General features: G+C 62.1%; 12 protein-coding genes. 2 read left to right on the top strand and 10 right to left on the bottom strand.

What is annotated here, in order from left to right:
* From tuf to AC1DS5_RS20865, 9 genes are all read right to left on the bottom strand, one after another.
* Positions 1–1164 (bottom strand): elongation factor Tu (gene tuf, locus AC1DS5_RS20825; protein ID WP_477720165.1); only part of this gene is annotated, 1164 nt, incomplete at its 3' end.
* A 147-nt stretch (positions 1165–1311) separates the two neighbouring features.
* Positions 1312–3414: an elongation factor G gene (gene fusA, locus AC1DS5_RS20830; RefSeq protein WP_477720166.1), complete on the bottom strand. Its 2103-nt coding sequence runs from the start codon at positions 3412–3414 to the stop codon at positions 1312–1314.
* Between the two features lie 199 nt (positions 3415–3613).
* Complete coding sequence (gene rpsG, locus AC1DS5_RS20835) at positions 3614–4087, bottom strand: 30S ribosomal protein S7 (protein ID WP_011481226.1); 474 nt, start codon at positions 4085–4087, stop codon at positions 3614–3616.
* Positions 4088–4315: 228 nt separating this feature from the next.
* Positions 4316–4693 carry a 30S ribosomal protein S12 gene (rpsL, locus tag AC1DS5_RS20840; RefSeq protein ID WP_092130055.1) on the bottom strand — a complete coding sequence of 126 codons (378 nt, stop codon included), beginning with the start codon at positions 4691–4693 and terminating at the stop codon, positions 4316–4318.
* A 310-nt stretch (positions 4694–5003) separates the two neighbouring features.
* Complete coding sequence (locus tag AC1DS5_RS20845; RefSeq protein WP_477720167.1) at positions 5004–6212, bottom strand: D-alanyl-D-alanine carboxypeptidase family protein; 1209 nt, start codon at positions 6210–6212, stop codon at positions 5004–5006.
* 82 nt (positions 6213–6294) lie between these two features.
* The gene (locus AC1DS5_RS20850) at positions 6295–6960 is read right to left on the bottom strand and encodes an alpha/beta hydrolase (RefSeq protein WP_477720168.1); all 666 of its coding nucleotides are present in this window, start codon (positions 6958–6960) and stop codon (positions 6295–6297) included.
* A gap of 99 nt (positions 6961–7059) precedes the next feature.
* The gene (locus AC1DS5_RS20855) at positions 7060–7434 is read right to left on the bottom strand and encodes a (2Fe-2S) ferredoxin domain-containing protein (RefSeq protein WP_477720169.1); all 375 of its coding nucleotides are present in this window, start codon (positions 7432–7434) and stop codon (positions 7060–7062) included.
* A 9-nt stretch (positions 7435–7443) separates the two neighbouring features.
* Positions 7444–8571, bottom strand: coding sequence for a VanZ family protein (locus AC1DS5_RS20860; RefSeq protein ID WP_477720170.1), 1128 nt, complete (start codon positions 8569–8571; stop codon positions 7444–7446).
* 138 nt (positions 8572–8709) lie between these two features.
* Positions 8710–9138 carry a CopD family protein gene (locus AC1DS5_RS20865; RefSeq protein WP_477720171.1) on the bottom strand — a complete coding sequence of 143 codons (429 nt, stop codon included), beginning with the start codon at positions 9136–9138 and terminating at the stop codon, positions 8710–8712.
* Positions 9139–9595: 457 nt separating this feature from the next.
* Between AC1DS5_RS20865 and hemB the strand changes: the two genes are divergently transcribed.
* Together hemB and AC1DS5_RS20875 are read left to right on the top strand one after the other, a co-directional pair.
* A complete protein-coding gene (gene hemB, locus AC1DS5_RS20870) occupies positions 9596–10615 on the top strand; it encodes a porphobilinogen synthase (RefSeq protein WP_477720172.1) in 1020 nt (339 codons plus the stop codon).
* Between the two features lie 128 nt (positions 10616–10743).
* Positions 10744–11859 (top strand): magnesium transporter CorA family protein, encoded by a 1116-nt coding sequence (locus AC1DS5_RS20875; RefSeq protein ID WP_477720173.1) that lies wholly within the window; start codon positions 10744–10746, stop codon positions 11857–11859.
* Positions 11860–11967: 108 nt separating this feature from the next.
* Here the strand turns inward: AC1DS5_RS20875 and AC1DS5_RS20880 are convergent, their stop codons facing one another.
* A complete protein-coding gene (locus AC1DS5_RS20880) occupies positions 11968–12630 on the bottom strand; it encodes a glutathione S-transferase family protein (RefSeq protein WP_477720174.1) in 663 nt (220 codons plus the stop codon).
* Between the last annotated feature and the right edge of the window lie 61 nt (positions 12631–12691).

Raw genomic sequence — 12691 nt, forward strand, 5'->3', positions numbered from 1 at the left:
GCGCCCAACGGTCTTGCCGCCTTCGCGGATGGCAAAGCGCAGGCCTTCTTCCATGGCGATCGGGTTGATCAGCTTGACGGTGATCGACACGTTGTCGCCTGGCATGACCATTTCCTTGCCTTCTGGCAACTCGATCGCGCCCGTCACGTCCGTCGTGCGGAAGTAGAACTGGGGGCGGTAGTTGTTGAAGAAGGGCGTGTGGCGGCCGCCTTCGTCCTTGCTCAGCACGTAGATCTCGCCGGTGAAGTGCGTGTGYGGCTTGATCGAGCCGGGCTTGCACAGCACCTGGCCGCGCTGCACGTCTTCGCGCTTGGTGCCGCGCAGCAAAATACCGACGTTGTCGCCGGCCTGRCCCTGGTCGAGCAGCTTGCGGAACATCTCGACGCCGGTGCAGGTGGTCTTTTGCGTGTCGGCAATACCGACGATCTCGATCTCTTCGCCGACCTTGATCACACCGCGCTCGACACGGCCGGTCACGACGGTGCCGCGGCCGGAGATGGAGAACACGTCTTCCACGGGCATCAGGAAGGCGCCGTCCACTGCGCGCTCGGGCAGGGGGATGTAGGTGTCCAGGGCTTCGGCCAGCTTCATGATGGCTTCTTCACCCAGGGGACCCTTGTCGCCTTCCATGGCGAGCTTGGCGGAGCCGTGGATGATGGGGGTCTTGTCGCCGGGGAARTCGTACTTGTCGAGCAGCTCGCGCACTTCCATTTCGACGAGTTCGAGCAGYTCGGCGTCGTCGACCATGTCGCACTTGTTCAGGAACACGATGATGTARGGCACGCCGACCTGGCGGGCCAGCAGGATGTGCTCGCGGGTCTGGGGCATGGGGCCGTCAGCGGCGGAGCACACCAAAATGGCGCCGTCCATCTGGGCCGCGCCGGTGATCATGTTTTTGACGTAGTCGGCGTGGCCGGGGCAGTCGACGTGGGCGTAGTGGCGGTTCGCCGTCTCGTACTCGACGTGGGCGGTGTTGATGGTGATGCCGCGGGCCTTTTCTTCGGGGGCCGCGTCAATCTGGTCGTAACCTTTGGCTTCGCCGCCGAACTTGGATGCCAGCACGGTCGTGATCGCCGCCGTCAGGGTCGTCTTGCCATGGTCCACGTGGCCAATCGTGCCGACGTTGACGTGCGGCTTGGTCCGCTCAAATTTGCCTTTTGCCATTTTTCTCTCCAGATAAAGAACATGCCCGTGTACGGTTTAACGTCTGCACTGTGTTGCTGATTCACTTCGCACGGGTACAAAGTGGCACACAATCGCAGACAAGAAAATGTGATGCCGGCCCCCTAGGAGGCCGGCACCGGTTTTTGCTTACTTGGCGCGCGCAGCCATGATGGCTTCCGACACGTTGCGCGGTGCTTCAGAGTAGTGCTTGAACTCCATGGAGTACGTTGCACGGCCCTGCGACATCGAACGCAGCGTCGTCGAATAACCGAACATTTCGGACAGGGGCACTTCGGCCTTGATGGCCTTGCCGCCACCGACCATGTCTTCCATGCCCTGCACCATGCCGCGGCGTGAAGACAGATCGCCCATCACGTTGCCGGCGTAGTCTTCAGGTGTTTCCACTTCCACGGCCATCATCGGCTCCAGAATCACCGGGCCCGCCTTGCGGCAGCCTTCCTTGAAACCAAAGATGGCGGCCATCTTGAAGGCCAGTTCGTTCGAGTCCACATCGTGGTACGAACCGAAGTGCAGCGTGACCTTGACGTCAACCACCGGATAACCGGCCAGCACGCCGGACGTGACGGCTTCGTTGATGCCCTTTTCCACCGCGGGGATGTATTCGCGAGGAACCACACCACCCTTGATGGCGTCGATGAATTCGATGCCCTTGCCGGCTTCGTTGGGTTCGATCTTGAGCACAACGTGGCCGTACTGGCCCTTGCCGCCGGACTGGCGCACGAACTTGCCTTCCGCGTCTTCCACGGTCTTGCGGATGGTTTCGCGGTAAGCCACTTGCGGCTTGCCCACGTTGGCTTCCACGCCGAATTCGCGCTTCATGCGGTCCACGATGATTTCCAGATGCAGCTCGCCCATGCCGGCAATCAGGGTCTGGCCGGACTCTTCGTCGGTCTTGACGCGGAAAGACGGATCTTCCTGCGCCAGGCGCTGCAGGGCGATGCCCATTTTTTCCTGGTCGGCCTTGGTCTTGGGTTCCACGGCCTGCGTAATCACGGGCTCAGGGAACACCATGCGCTCGAGCATGACGATGGCATCGGGATCGCACAGGGTTTCGCCCGTGGTCACGTCTTTGAGGCCCACGCAGGCGGCGATGTCGCCGGCGCGGATTTCGCTGACTTCTTCACGGTTGTTCGCGTGCATCTGCACGATACGGCCGATACGCTCTTTCTTGCCCTTGATCGGGTTGTAAACGCTGTCGCCCTTTTTCAGGACGCCGGAGTAAACGCGCACGAAAGTGAGCTGGCCCACAAACGGGTCAGTCATCAGCTTGAATGCAAGCGCAGAGAATTTCTCTTCGTCGTCAGCCTTGCGGGTGACGGGCGCTTCATCTTCGTCCATGCCCTTGACGGGAGGAATGTCGATCGGCGACGGCATGAATTCAATCACGGCGTCCAGCATGCGCTGCACGCCCTTGTTCTTGAACGCGGAGCCGCAGTACATCGGCTGGATTTCGCTGGCAATGGTACGCGTGCGGATGCCCAGCTTGATTTCAGCTTCGCTCAAATCACCTTCTTCAAGGTATTTGTTCATCAGTTCTTCGGACGACTCGGCAGCAGCCTCAACCATTTTTTCGCGCCATTCCTTGGCCAGCTCGACGAGCTCGGCGGGAATTTCGCTGTAAGTGAACTTCATGCCTTGCGAGGCTTCGTCCCAGATGATGGCCTTCATTTTCAGCAGGTCGACCACGCCGGTGAAGTTTTCTTCAGCACCAATGGGAATCACCATGGGCACAGGGCTGGCCTTCAGGCGCAGTTTCATCTGCTCGACGACTTTGAAGAAGTTCGCGCCGGTGCGGTCCATCTTGTTGACGAACGCGAGGCGGGGAACCTTGTATTTGTTGGCTTGGCGCCAGACGGTTTCAGACTGGGGCTGAACGCCGCCCACGGCGCAGTACACCATGCAGGCGCCGTCGAGCACGCGCATGGAACGCTCCACCTCGATGGTGAAGTCCACGTGGCCAGGGGTGTCGATGATGTTGATGCGGTGCTCGGGCAGGGACGTGTCCATGCCCTTCCAGAAGCAGGTGGTGGCAGCGGAAGTGATCGTGATGCCACGCTCCTGTTCCTGCTCCATCCAGTCCATGGTGGCGGCGCCGTCGTGCACTTCACCAATCTTGTGGTTCACGCCGGTGTAAAAAAGAATCCGCTCGGTAGTCGTGGTCTTGCCGGCGTCGATGTGCGCGGAAATGCCGATGTTGCGGTAGTTTTGAATGGGGGTAGCGCGGGACATAAATTACTTTCAGTTCGGGTTGACGAACAAAGACTCGTTGCCAAAAACAGCTCTCATTGTTTTTGAAGCATCTGCCGGCTGTGCGTTGTGCGCCCAGCTGGCAGAAATTGGGGTTGAACCGCCAGGAATCAAGGTGATGACCACCTTGAGACCGCCCGGCAACCCGTCAAATCAATGCAGCAAACACTGCAATCGGAACTTAGAAGCGGAAGTGGCTGAACGCCTTGTTGGCTTCTGCCATGCGGTGAACTTCGTCACGCTTTTTCATGGCGCCGCCACGGCCTTCGGTCGCTTCCATCAGCTCATTGGCCAGACGCAGGGACATGGACTTCTCGCCGCGCTTCTTGGCGGCTTCCTTCAGCCAACGCATGGCCAGGGCCATACGGCGGACGGGACGCACTTCAACCGGCACCTGGTAGTTGGCGCCGCCGACACGGCGGGATTTCACCTCAACCATGGGCTTGATGTTGCCGATGGCCATGTGGAAAGCCTCCAGCGGGTCTTTGCCGGGGTTCTTTTTCTCGATAAAGTCGAGCGCGCCATAAATGATGCGCTCTGCGACGGCCTTCTTGCCGCCTTGCATGATCACGTTCATGAATTTGGCGAGATCAACGTCGCCAAATTTTGGATCAGGAAGAATTTCACGTTTAGGGACTTCGCGACGACGTGGCATTTTTTCACCTCTTTGCTTCAGTTGGCACCGCCTCTTAAGGCAACACCGCGAGAGTTATCAAACCCTCACTTACTCGACCGGCGCAACCAATTTGCACTTGGGTCACTTCGTTTCAAACACCTGCCAGGGCGAGTGAAACACCTGTTTCGAAGGAACTATCACAGACTTCTGTGACAACTTCTTCTGGCGCGAGCTCTCAATGAAGAGAAAAACCCGAGCCGGTTTGGCTTATTTGGCCTTTGGCTTCTTCGCACCGTACTTGGAACGCGACTGCTTGCGGTCTTTCACGCCTTGCAGGTCGAGCGAGCCACGAACGATGTGGTAACGCACACCAGGCAAGTCCTTGACACGACCGCCGCGAACCAGCACCACGCTGTGTTCCTGCAGGTTGTGGCCTTCGCCGCCGATGTAGGAAATGATTTCAAACCCGTTGGTCAGGCGCACCTTGGCGACCTTACGCAGAGCGGAGTTTGGCTTTTTAGGCGTCGTGGTGTACACACGGGTGCACACACCGCGGCGCTGCGGAGAATTCTCCATCGCAGGGCTCTTGGACTTGATCTTTTCGACCTCGCGCCCCTGACGGACTAACTGATTGATGGTTGGCATTGAAAAACGTCCCTAAACGTCTGAAAACTAATTACCGCGGTTGATGCGCGGCCACAAATATTTCCCGCTGCAAAAGCGGAAAAGCCTTCTAGTATAAACCGGATAGTGAAAACGCTCAAGCAAAACGCGGCCAGCGCCGCAATGATGGCGTCCGCCTGCCATGAGATCAGCGCCCCCGACGGCGGATTTCAGACCGTAAGGCGAACGACCTTAAGCAATAGTGTTAGCGCACACTTTCAAAAAAGTATGCACCAACATTGAATTCTTCACTCTAGGTTTTCCGAAGACCTGGCGCATCAGATGCGGCGGCTTACTTGATCCAGAGGCGGATGGAGTCCCAGGCGCGCCCGAGAATGCCCGCCTCTTCCACGGCTTCCAGCGCCACCAGCGGCACCTCGGCCACCGGCGTGGGGTTCTCACCCAGCATGACCTTGAGGACTCCCAGCTGCTGGCTCTTCACAAAAGGTGCCACCAAAGGATCGGGCCTGGCGACCTGGGTTTTGACCTTGGGAGCGCTGCCAGCCGCCACGGCGACCACAATGGCTTCGGGTCGGCCCAGCTTCACGGTAGAACTCTTGCCTTTCCAGACCGAAGGCGCGACCACTGCCTGCCCCGCGTCGAAGAGCTTGACCGCCTCAAAGGCGGTGTAGCCCCAGTTCAGCAGTTTTTGCGACTCGTTGGCGCGGGCGCTGTCGCTGGACGTGCCCAGCACGATGGCCAGCAGGCGACGGCCACCGGGGGCGCCGCCGGCGCCCAGATTCGGGAAGTCGCGCCTGGCCGTGGCGATCATGCAGTAACCCGCTGCCTCGGTGTGGCCGGTTTTCAGGCCGTCCACGGTGGGATCCCGGAACAGCAGGGTGTTGCGGTTGGTGTCATTGGCCGCAGGCGTGCCGGGATAGCGGTACTTCTTGATCGCTGAATAGCCGATGTAGTCGGGGAAATCACGCATCAGTCGGGTCGCCAGGATGCTCAGGTCGCGCGCCGTGGTGGTGTGCCCCGGCTCGGTCAGGCCTTCCGGGTTTTTATAGGCCGTGGATTTCATGCCCAGGGCCTTGGCCTGCTCGTTCATGAGCCGCACAAAGTGCTCAGCCGTTCCGCCCACGCCTTCGGCGAGCGCCATCGTGGCGTCGTTGCCCGACTGCACCACCATGCCCTTGATCAGGTCTTCCACCGGCACCTGCATTTTGGGGTCGATGAACATGCGGGAGCCCGGCATCTTCCAGGCCCGCTCGCTCACGCCGAAGGTTTGCTTGAGGTCGATTTTTTTGGATTTGAGCGCATCAAACACCAGGTACTCGGTCATGAGCTTGGTCAGCGAGGCCGGCTCGATCGGGGAATCAATGTCTTTGGCCGCCAGGATCTGGTTGGCCGTCATATCCAGCAGCAAATACGAACGCGCGGCAATCTCGGGCACCTGGGGGGCTTGCGCGTGCGCGGCGGGAAGGAAAAAGGAGGCAACCAGGAGCAGGGTGGCGGCGGCGCCGCGCAGGCCGCCTGGAGCCTTGAGTGAACAGTACATGTCGGGAAACTCGTTAAGGGGAAGGGAAAAAGGGGGAGGAATGGGAGAAAGGGAGCGAGAAACCGCAAAGGATCCGAAAAGCTCAGAGCGCGGGCGAAGCCAGGTGGCGGATCACCAGATTTTTCAGCAGCGGCAATTGTCCATGAAAGAAATGACCGCCTCCGGGCACAACCGTAACAGGAAGTGCCTGTGGGCGCGCCCAGTCCAGCACGGCGGGCAGCAGCACGGTGTCGTCCTGCTCGCCATGGACCACCAGCGTCTTCAGGTGCGCGGCCGCGTCAATCGGCGCGGCCGGCGCCCGGCTGACGCTGGTGCCGACCAGCACGAGTTTTTCAATAACGCGAACGGGGTTGAGGCGGGCAAAGGCATGCGTGGTGACAAAAGCGCCAAAGGAAAACCCGGCCAGTGCCAGCGCGCTCCCACCCGCGCCGGCGTCGCCGTCGCCGTCCGGCATGGGCGACACATGTTGCACGACGGCCAGCAGGTCGTCGAGCTCGCCCCGGCCCTCGTCATGGCTGCCGGCACTGCCGCCCACGCCCCGGAAGTTGAAGCGCACGGCCGTCCAGCCGCAGTGAAGGAAGGCTCGCGCCAGGGTCTGCACCACCTTGTTGTCCATCGTGCCGCCGAACAGCGGGTGCGGATGGGCAATGATCGCCATGCCCCGGGAAATGCCGGCGGGTGCGTCCAGCGCAATTTCCAGGGCGCCAGCCGGACCCTGGATGCTTGATTTGCGGGTGTGGGAATTCACGGGAAAACTTTCTGTTCAGTTGAGACGCTACAAAAAGAGGAACGACCTATCCGGCCTGTACCGGACCTGAAGCGCCGCACCGGCCCGCCCAGCCTCACCTCAACGACCCAGATGCGCGGGCGTCAGCAGGCGCTCCACCACCTTGCCATTCTTGAGGTGGGACTCGACGATCTCATCGATATCGTCGGCATCCACATAGCTATACCAGACCGCTTCGGGATAAACCACCGCCACCGGGCCGCCGGCACAGCGGTCCAGGCAGCCGGCCTTGTTGACCCGCACTTTGCCCGGCCCCGCCAGTCCGGCCGCCTTCACCTGTGATTTGCAGCGGTCAAAACCTTCCTGCGCGCGGTGATTGGCGCAACAGTCTTCGCCAGGGGCGCGCTGGTTCAGGCAAAAGAAAATATGCCGCTCGTAATAGGAGTCAGCCTTTGCGGCCGTCGGCACAACGTCTGGGGAAATGGATGGAGTCATGGACCGATTTTACTTTTCACCCGGCCGCGGGTGTTCGGGGCTGGAAAGCCGCACCAGCACATACAGCATGACCGCATAGGGCCACAGCCAGCCCAGCCACTGAACCAGGCCGTGAAAACGGATGAAGCGGCCCTGCTCCCAGGTTTGCAGGGTCTGGGCAAAATAGGGATCGGCAGGCGCCTGGTTCAGCAGCCCCAACTGGATCGCCAGCGCCAGCAGGGCAACGGCCGCGGCGCCACGGCGCGGCACGGCCAGCAGCATCACGGCCAGCAAGGCCGCGAGCGCCACGCCCGCCTGCACCGGCACATCCAGCCAGGCCCAGGCATGTTCGGGCCCATAGCTGAGGGCCGCCGACAGCGCCGAGGCGGCCACACCGGTCGCCAGCATCGCCGCCGCGAAGGCCACGCGCTGCCACAGCGTGCGGATGATGCTATAGCCCAGCAGGCAGGGAATCAGCGCGCCGAGCGCCACGCACACCAGTTCGGCAAGCGGGACCAGCGGCTGCAGCTCCACATCCCGCACCGGCATCCACTCCAGGAAGGGGGAGTCCATCAGGGCTTCGGCCAGCGCAGACTCCAGCCGCTCGAAAACCTGGCCCAGCCCCAGGGGCACCGCCGCCGGAAACAGCAACGCGGGCGGCCACAGCAGCAGCAGCACCAGCGCGCCGCTTGCATCCTGGGCAAACCAGCGCCCCCTGAAGCGGCTCCAGCGATCCACCAGGCCGGTTTTCTCCAGCACCCACGCGCAGCAGGCGCCCAGCAAGGCACCCAGCGTATTGAGGGCCAGATCCACGTTGGAAGCGATGCGCGATGGCAGGTAGCTTTGCAGCGTTTCCATGGTCAGCGACAGCAGCGCCGCCATCAGCACCGCCGCGCAGACCGACCACCCGGCGCGCCGGCTGCCGAACGTCGACAACACCGACAGCGTCAGCAGCAACCCCAGCGGCGCATAGCCCAGCAGGTTGGCCCCGACATCGAAACCGGTCCAGTAGCGCGGCAACGGCGCCGTCAGAAACCGCAGCGGCGAGATGCCCTGGTCGCGCCAGTCGGCAAACGGATAAAGGCTTGCGTAAACAATCAGGCAGATGGCTACCAGTGCCAGCGGCCAGGCGGTGGTTCTGGGCGCCGGCTGTGGCACACCCCTATCGTTCTCACTTCGCTGCGCTTCGTGTAGTGCCTTTTCCCCTTGCAGGGGACCACGCGAGACGCCCGGCGGAGCCGGTTCGGCCGCGTGTGCTGGTGGGGTCGGGGGCTTCACGCGGTGTCGTCCTGTGCGCTAGAAGGGCTTGACGACGACCAGTATCACTGCGGCCAGCAGCAGCAGCACGGGCACTTCGTTGAACCCGCGAAACCATTGGTGGCTGCGTGTATTGCGGTTGGCGACGAATTTCGCCAAAAGGCGGCCGCAGGCGTGGTGGTAGCCGATCACCAGCACCACCACGGCCAGCTTGGCGTGCATCCAACCGTTGCCCGGGCCGCGGCCAATGCCGTAGCCGAGGTACAGCCACAGGCCGAAGCCCAAGGCTGGAACCGCCAGGATGGTGGTGAAACGCATCAGCTTGCGCGCCATCAGGATCAGCCGCTCGCGCTCCGCCACGCTTGCCGGCGGCACCATGGCCAGGTTTACAAAAATGCGCGGCAGGTAAAAAAGCCCCGCAAACCAGCTGGCAACAAAAACGATGTGAAGTGATTTGACCCAGAGCATCCGGGGGAGTGTAGCCCCCACGTTTGTAGCCCCCACGCTTTTCACTTCGCGTAATGCGCTGCCCCCCGAGGGGGCCGCTGCGCCTGCGGTCTGGCGAAGCCAGTCCCGCGGCCCCTACTGGTTTAAAAACCCGCCCAGCAGTTGAGACCGCTTTCGCTTTTCCCTTTGCGTGATGGGGGGTTCGCCCCGAGCGGGCAAAAAAATGCCCGGCTGGCACAAGGCCAACCGGGCTGGTAAGCCTTTTTGCTGTCACACGCAAAGGCCCCGCTCAGGGAGGAAAAGCGGGATGCAGCTTCCAAACTGGTAACCACACGCGTGGATTCTAACCACCCCGGACAGGCCTTGGCAATGGGCGTTTGGACAGAATCCTGCAATTTCAGGCCGAAACAAAGCGGACCGCCAAAGCCTGCGGGGCAAATAATTCGTGGCCGGGACGAAGCTTTGGCACAATTTGGCCATGACCCTGCACGCATCCAACTTCGCCCCCTTCCCCATCGGCCGGCCCCGGCGCCTGCGCCGCGACAGCTTCACCCGCAACCTGGTCCGCGAAAACGCCCTCAGCGCGCACGACCTGATTTATCCGGTCTTCGTCACCGACGGCAGCCAGCGCCGTGAAGCCATCGCCTCGATGCCGGGCGTGGAGCGGCTCAGCCTGGATTTGCTGCTGCCGGTGGCCGAAGAGTGCGTCAAACTGGGCATACCGGTCATGGCGCTGTTTCCGGTGATCGACGGCTCCTTGAAGACCCCCGACGGGCGGGAAGCCTTGAACCCCGAGGGGCTGGTGCCGCGAGTGGTGCGCGAGCTGAAGAAGCGGTTTCCCGAACTGGGCGTGATGACAGACGTGGCGCTCGACCCCTTCACCAGCCACGGGCAGGATGGCCTGCCCGACCCGACCACCGGCTATATCCTGAATGATGAAACCATCGAGATCCTGGTCGGACAGGCGCTGACCCAGGCCGAAGCCGGTGTGGACATCGTGGCGCCCAGCGACATGATGGATGGCCGGATCGGCGCGATCCGCCAGGCGCTGGAAGCCAGAAAACTCATCCATACCCGCATCATGGCCTACAGCGCCAAATACGCCAGTGCCTTTTATGGCCCCTTTCGCGACGCGGTCGGCTCCGCCGGCAACCTGGGCAAGGCCGACAAAAAGGTCTACCAGATGGACCCGGGCAACAGCGACGAGGCGCTGCGCGAGGTGGCCATGGACATTGCCGAAGGCGCCGACATGGTGATGGTCAAGCCCGGCATGCCCTATCTGGACATCGTGCGGCGTGTGAAGGACGAGTTTCAGGTGCCCACCTTCGCCTACCAGGTCAGCGGCGAGTACGCCATGCTCAAGGCCGCCGCCCAGAACGGCTGGCTGGACCACGACGCGGTGATGATGGAAAGCCTGCTGGCCTTCAAACGCGCGGGCGCCGATGGCGTGCTGACCTACTTCGCAATAGACGCCGCCAGGCAGTTGCGGCAGGCCTGAGAGCGCCGTTCTGCCTTTCCGCCTTGCCGCCCCCCGCCCGGGGTTACGATCAAAAAAGTAGCCTGGTACAGCCAGCCGGCAAGGGCTACAGGCCAATTTGATACTCAACTGCAGGGGTTTCAGCGTCCATGCGTGTTTTCAATATTTCCTCCGGCACCCAGGGCATTGTCGAAACCGATGCCCTGCCCGCCCAGCTGCCCGCGCAGGGCTTTGTCTGGATCGCCTGTGCGCGGCGCGAGTTCGAGGTGCTGCAAGCGCAAATCCAGGCCTGCCTGCAGACCCTGTGCGGCACGCAGCTGGTGGACCTGCATGTCAGCGACCTGCTGAACAACCAGCTGCCTTCGCATTACGACTACACCTCGCAATACGACGTTCTGGTGTTTCGCCGGCTGGCCACCGGCCAGACGGAAACCGATCTGGCGCAACCCGGGCAGCCGCTGCACCAGAGCCGCAAGCGCGGCGGCCCGCCTATCCTGCAGCGCATCGACACCAGCCCGGTCGGCTTTGCAGTGTTTGACCGTGTGCTGCTGACCGTGCATCCCGCTGACTGCGCGGTGCGCGAGGCCTACGCCCAAAAATTGCTCAATGCCACCTCATCCGAATCACGCGATGCCGGTGTCAGGTTGCCGGCCAGCCCGGCAGACCTGATGCTGCGCATCGTCAACCACATCGTGGACGGCTACCTCGCCTTGCGGCGCGAGCTGACACGGCAGCTTGACCATTGGCAACACGAACTGCTCAATCCCCACGCCAGGTTCAACAACTGGAGCGCGCTGATGGAGGCGCGCCTGGCGATGCACCAGCTCGACGAGATTTGTGAAGACCAGCGGGCGGCGACCCAGGACTGGATCGATTCGGTTGAAACCTGGCCCGAGGGCACCACGCCCGCCGCGCAGCGCGAACGCGAACTGCTCAAGGTGCGCTCCCGCGATGTGCTCGAGCACATCGAGCGCGTCGTGCACCATGTCCGCCGTATGGAGCAAAGCGCGGAGACCGCAGTACAAATGCATTTCAATGCGCAAAGCCACCGCACCAACGACATCATGCGGACCCTGACGGCGCTGACGGCCATCTTCCTGCCGCTGAACCTGATCACCGGATTTTTCGGCATGAACTTCGAGTTCCTGCCCATCATCCATTCATCGTCAGGGTTTTGGTGGACCCTTGCCGTCATGGTGCTCATTGTGGCTGTGGTGGCGGCCGTGTTCTGGCGCAAACGTTACCTGGCCAGGACCAGCCACTAGCACACGCATCCTGAAGAAAACCACGGACCCCGAAAAGCTGATTGCCCAGATCGATCAGGCGCAGCAAAGCGACCCCGCAGAGCAGGCGCTGAATGATCAGAGAACCGGCTAGACCCAGGGCTGGGCCAGGCCTTCGGCGGCAAACGCCCGGATCACGGCAGGGCGCGCCAGTACACGTTGCAGATACGGCCCCAGATGGGTACGGTTGCGGGCCGGCGACGAGGCGAAGTTGCGCGTCCAGCGGCACAGCATCATCGCGTAGATGTCCACCGCCGAGAAATCCGCCCCGAGCAGCCAGGGCTTGGCATGGCTTGCTTCAAGCCGCGCCAGCTCGGCATCCAGTTGGTCCAGCATCAGGCCGACCTTGGCTTCGGCATGCGACTTCAGCTCCGCAACGCCGGCGCTGTTGCCTTCATCCATCCAGCGTTCGGTATAAAAATAAATGATCAGCGTGGCTTGCAGGGTGTTGGTGAGCCACATCAGCCATTTGTAAAAGTGCGCGCGCTCGGCGGTTCCCAGCGCCGGCGCCAAGCCGGCCTGCGGATGGGTGTCGCACAGGTGCAGGCAGATCGCGGCGGATTCGTAGAGCACCAGGTCGCCATCGGCCAGCGCCGGCACCAGGCCATTGGGATTGATCCGGCGATAGGTCTCGCTGCGGTGCGCACCCGTGGAGGTGTCGACCAGGATTTTCTCAAACGGCACGCCCAGCTCTTCAAGCAGGATATGCGGCGCCATGGCGGCGGAACTGGGGGAGTAATACAGCTGGATCATCTGCACATTGTGCCCCCACGGTCGCTCACTGCGTGTAGCTCCCTGCCCCCCGAGGGGGCCG

The organism is Polaromonas sp. P4_H1 (genome assembly GCF_056400945.1).

What these genes read in the sequence shown, in the direction of transcription:
- fusA (WP_477720166.1), bottom strand. Translation starts at nt 3,414, where the DNA reads ATGTCCCGCGCTACCCCCATTCAAAACTACCGCAACATCGGCATTTCC.
- rpsG (WP_011481226.1), bottom strand. Translation starts at nt 4,087, where the DNA reads ATGCCACGTCGTCGCGAAGTCCCTAAACGTGAAATTCTTCCTGATCCA.
- rpsL (WP_092130055.1), bottom strand. Translation starts at nt 4,693, where the DNA reads ATGCCAACCATCAATCAGTTAGTCCGTCAGGGGCGCGAGGTCGAAAAG.
- AC1DS5_RS20845 (WP_477720167.1), bottom strand. Translation starts at nt 6,212, where the DNA reads ATGTACTGTTCACTCAAGGCTCCAGGCGGCCTGCGCGGCGCCGCCGCC.
- AC1DS5_RS20855 (WP_477720169.1), bottom strand. Translation starts at nt 7,434, where the DNA reads ATGACTCCATCCATTTCCCCAGACGTTGTGCCGACGGCCGCAAAGGCT.
- AC1DS5_RS20865 (WP_477720171.1), bottom strand. Translation starts at nt 9,138, where the DNA reads ATGCTCTGGGTCAAATCACTTCACATCGTTTTTGTTGCCAGCTGGTTT.
- hemB (WP_477720172.1), top strand. Translation starts at nt 9,596, where the DNA reads ATGACCCTGCACGCATCCAACTTCGCCCCCTTCCCCATCGGCCGGCCC.
- AC1DS5_RS20875 (WP_477720173.1), top strand. Translation starts at nt 10,744, where the DNA reads ATGCGTGTTTTCAATATTTCCTCCGGCACCCAGGGCATTGTCGAAACC.
- AC1DS5_RS20880 (WP_477720174.1), bottom strand. Translation starts at nt 12,630, where the DNA reads ATGATCCAGCTGTATTACTCCCCCAGTTCCGCCGCCATGGCGCCGCAT.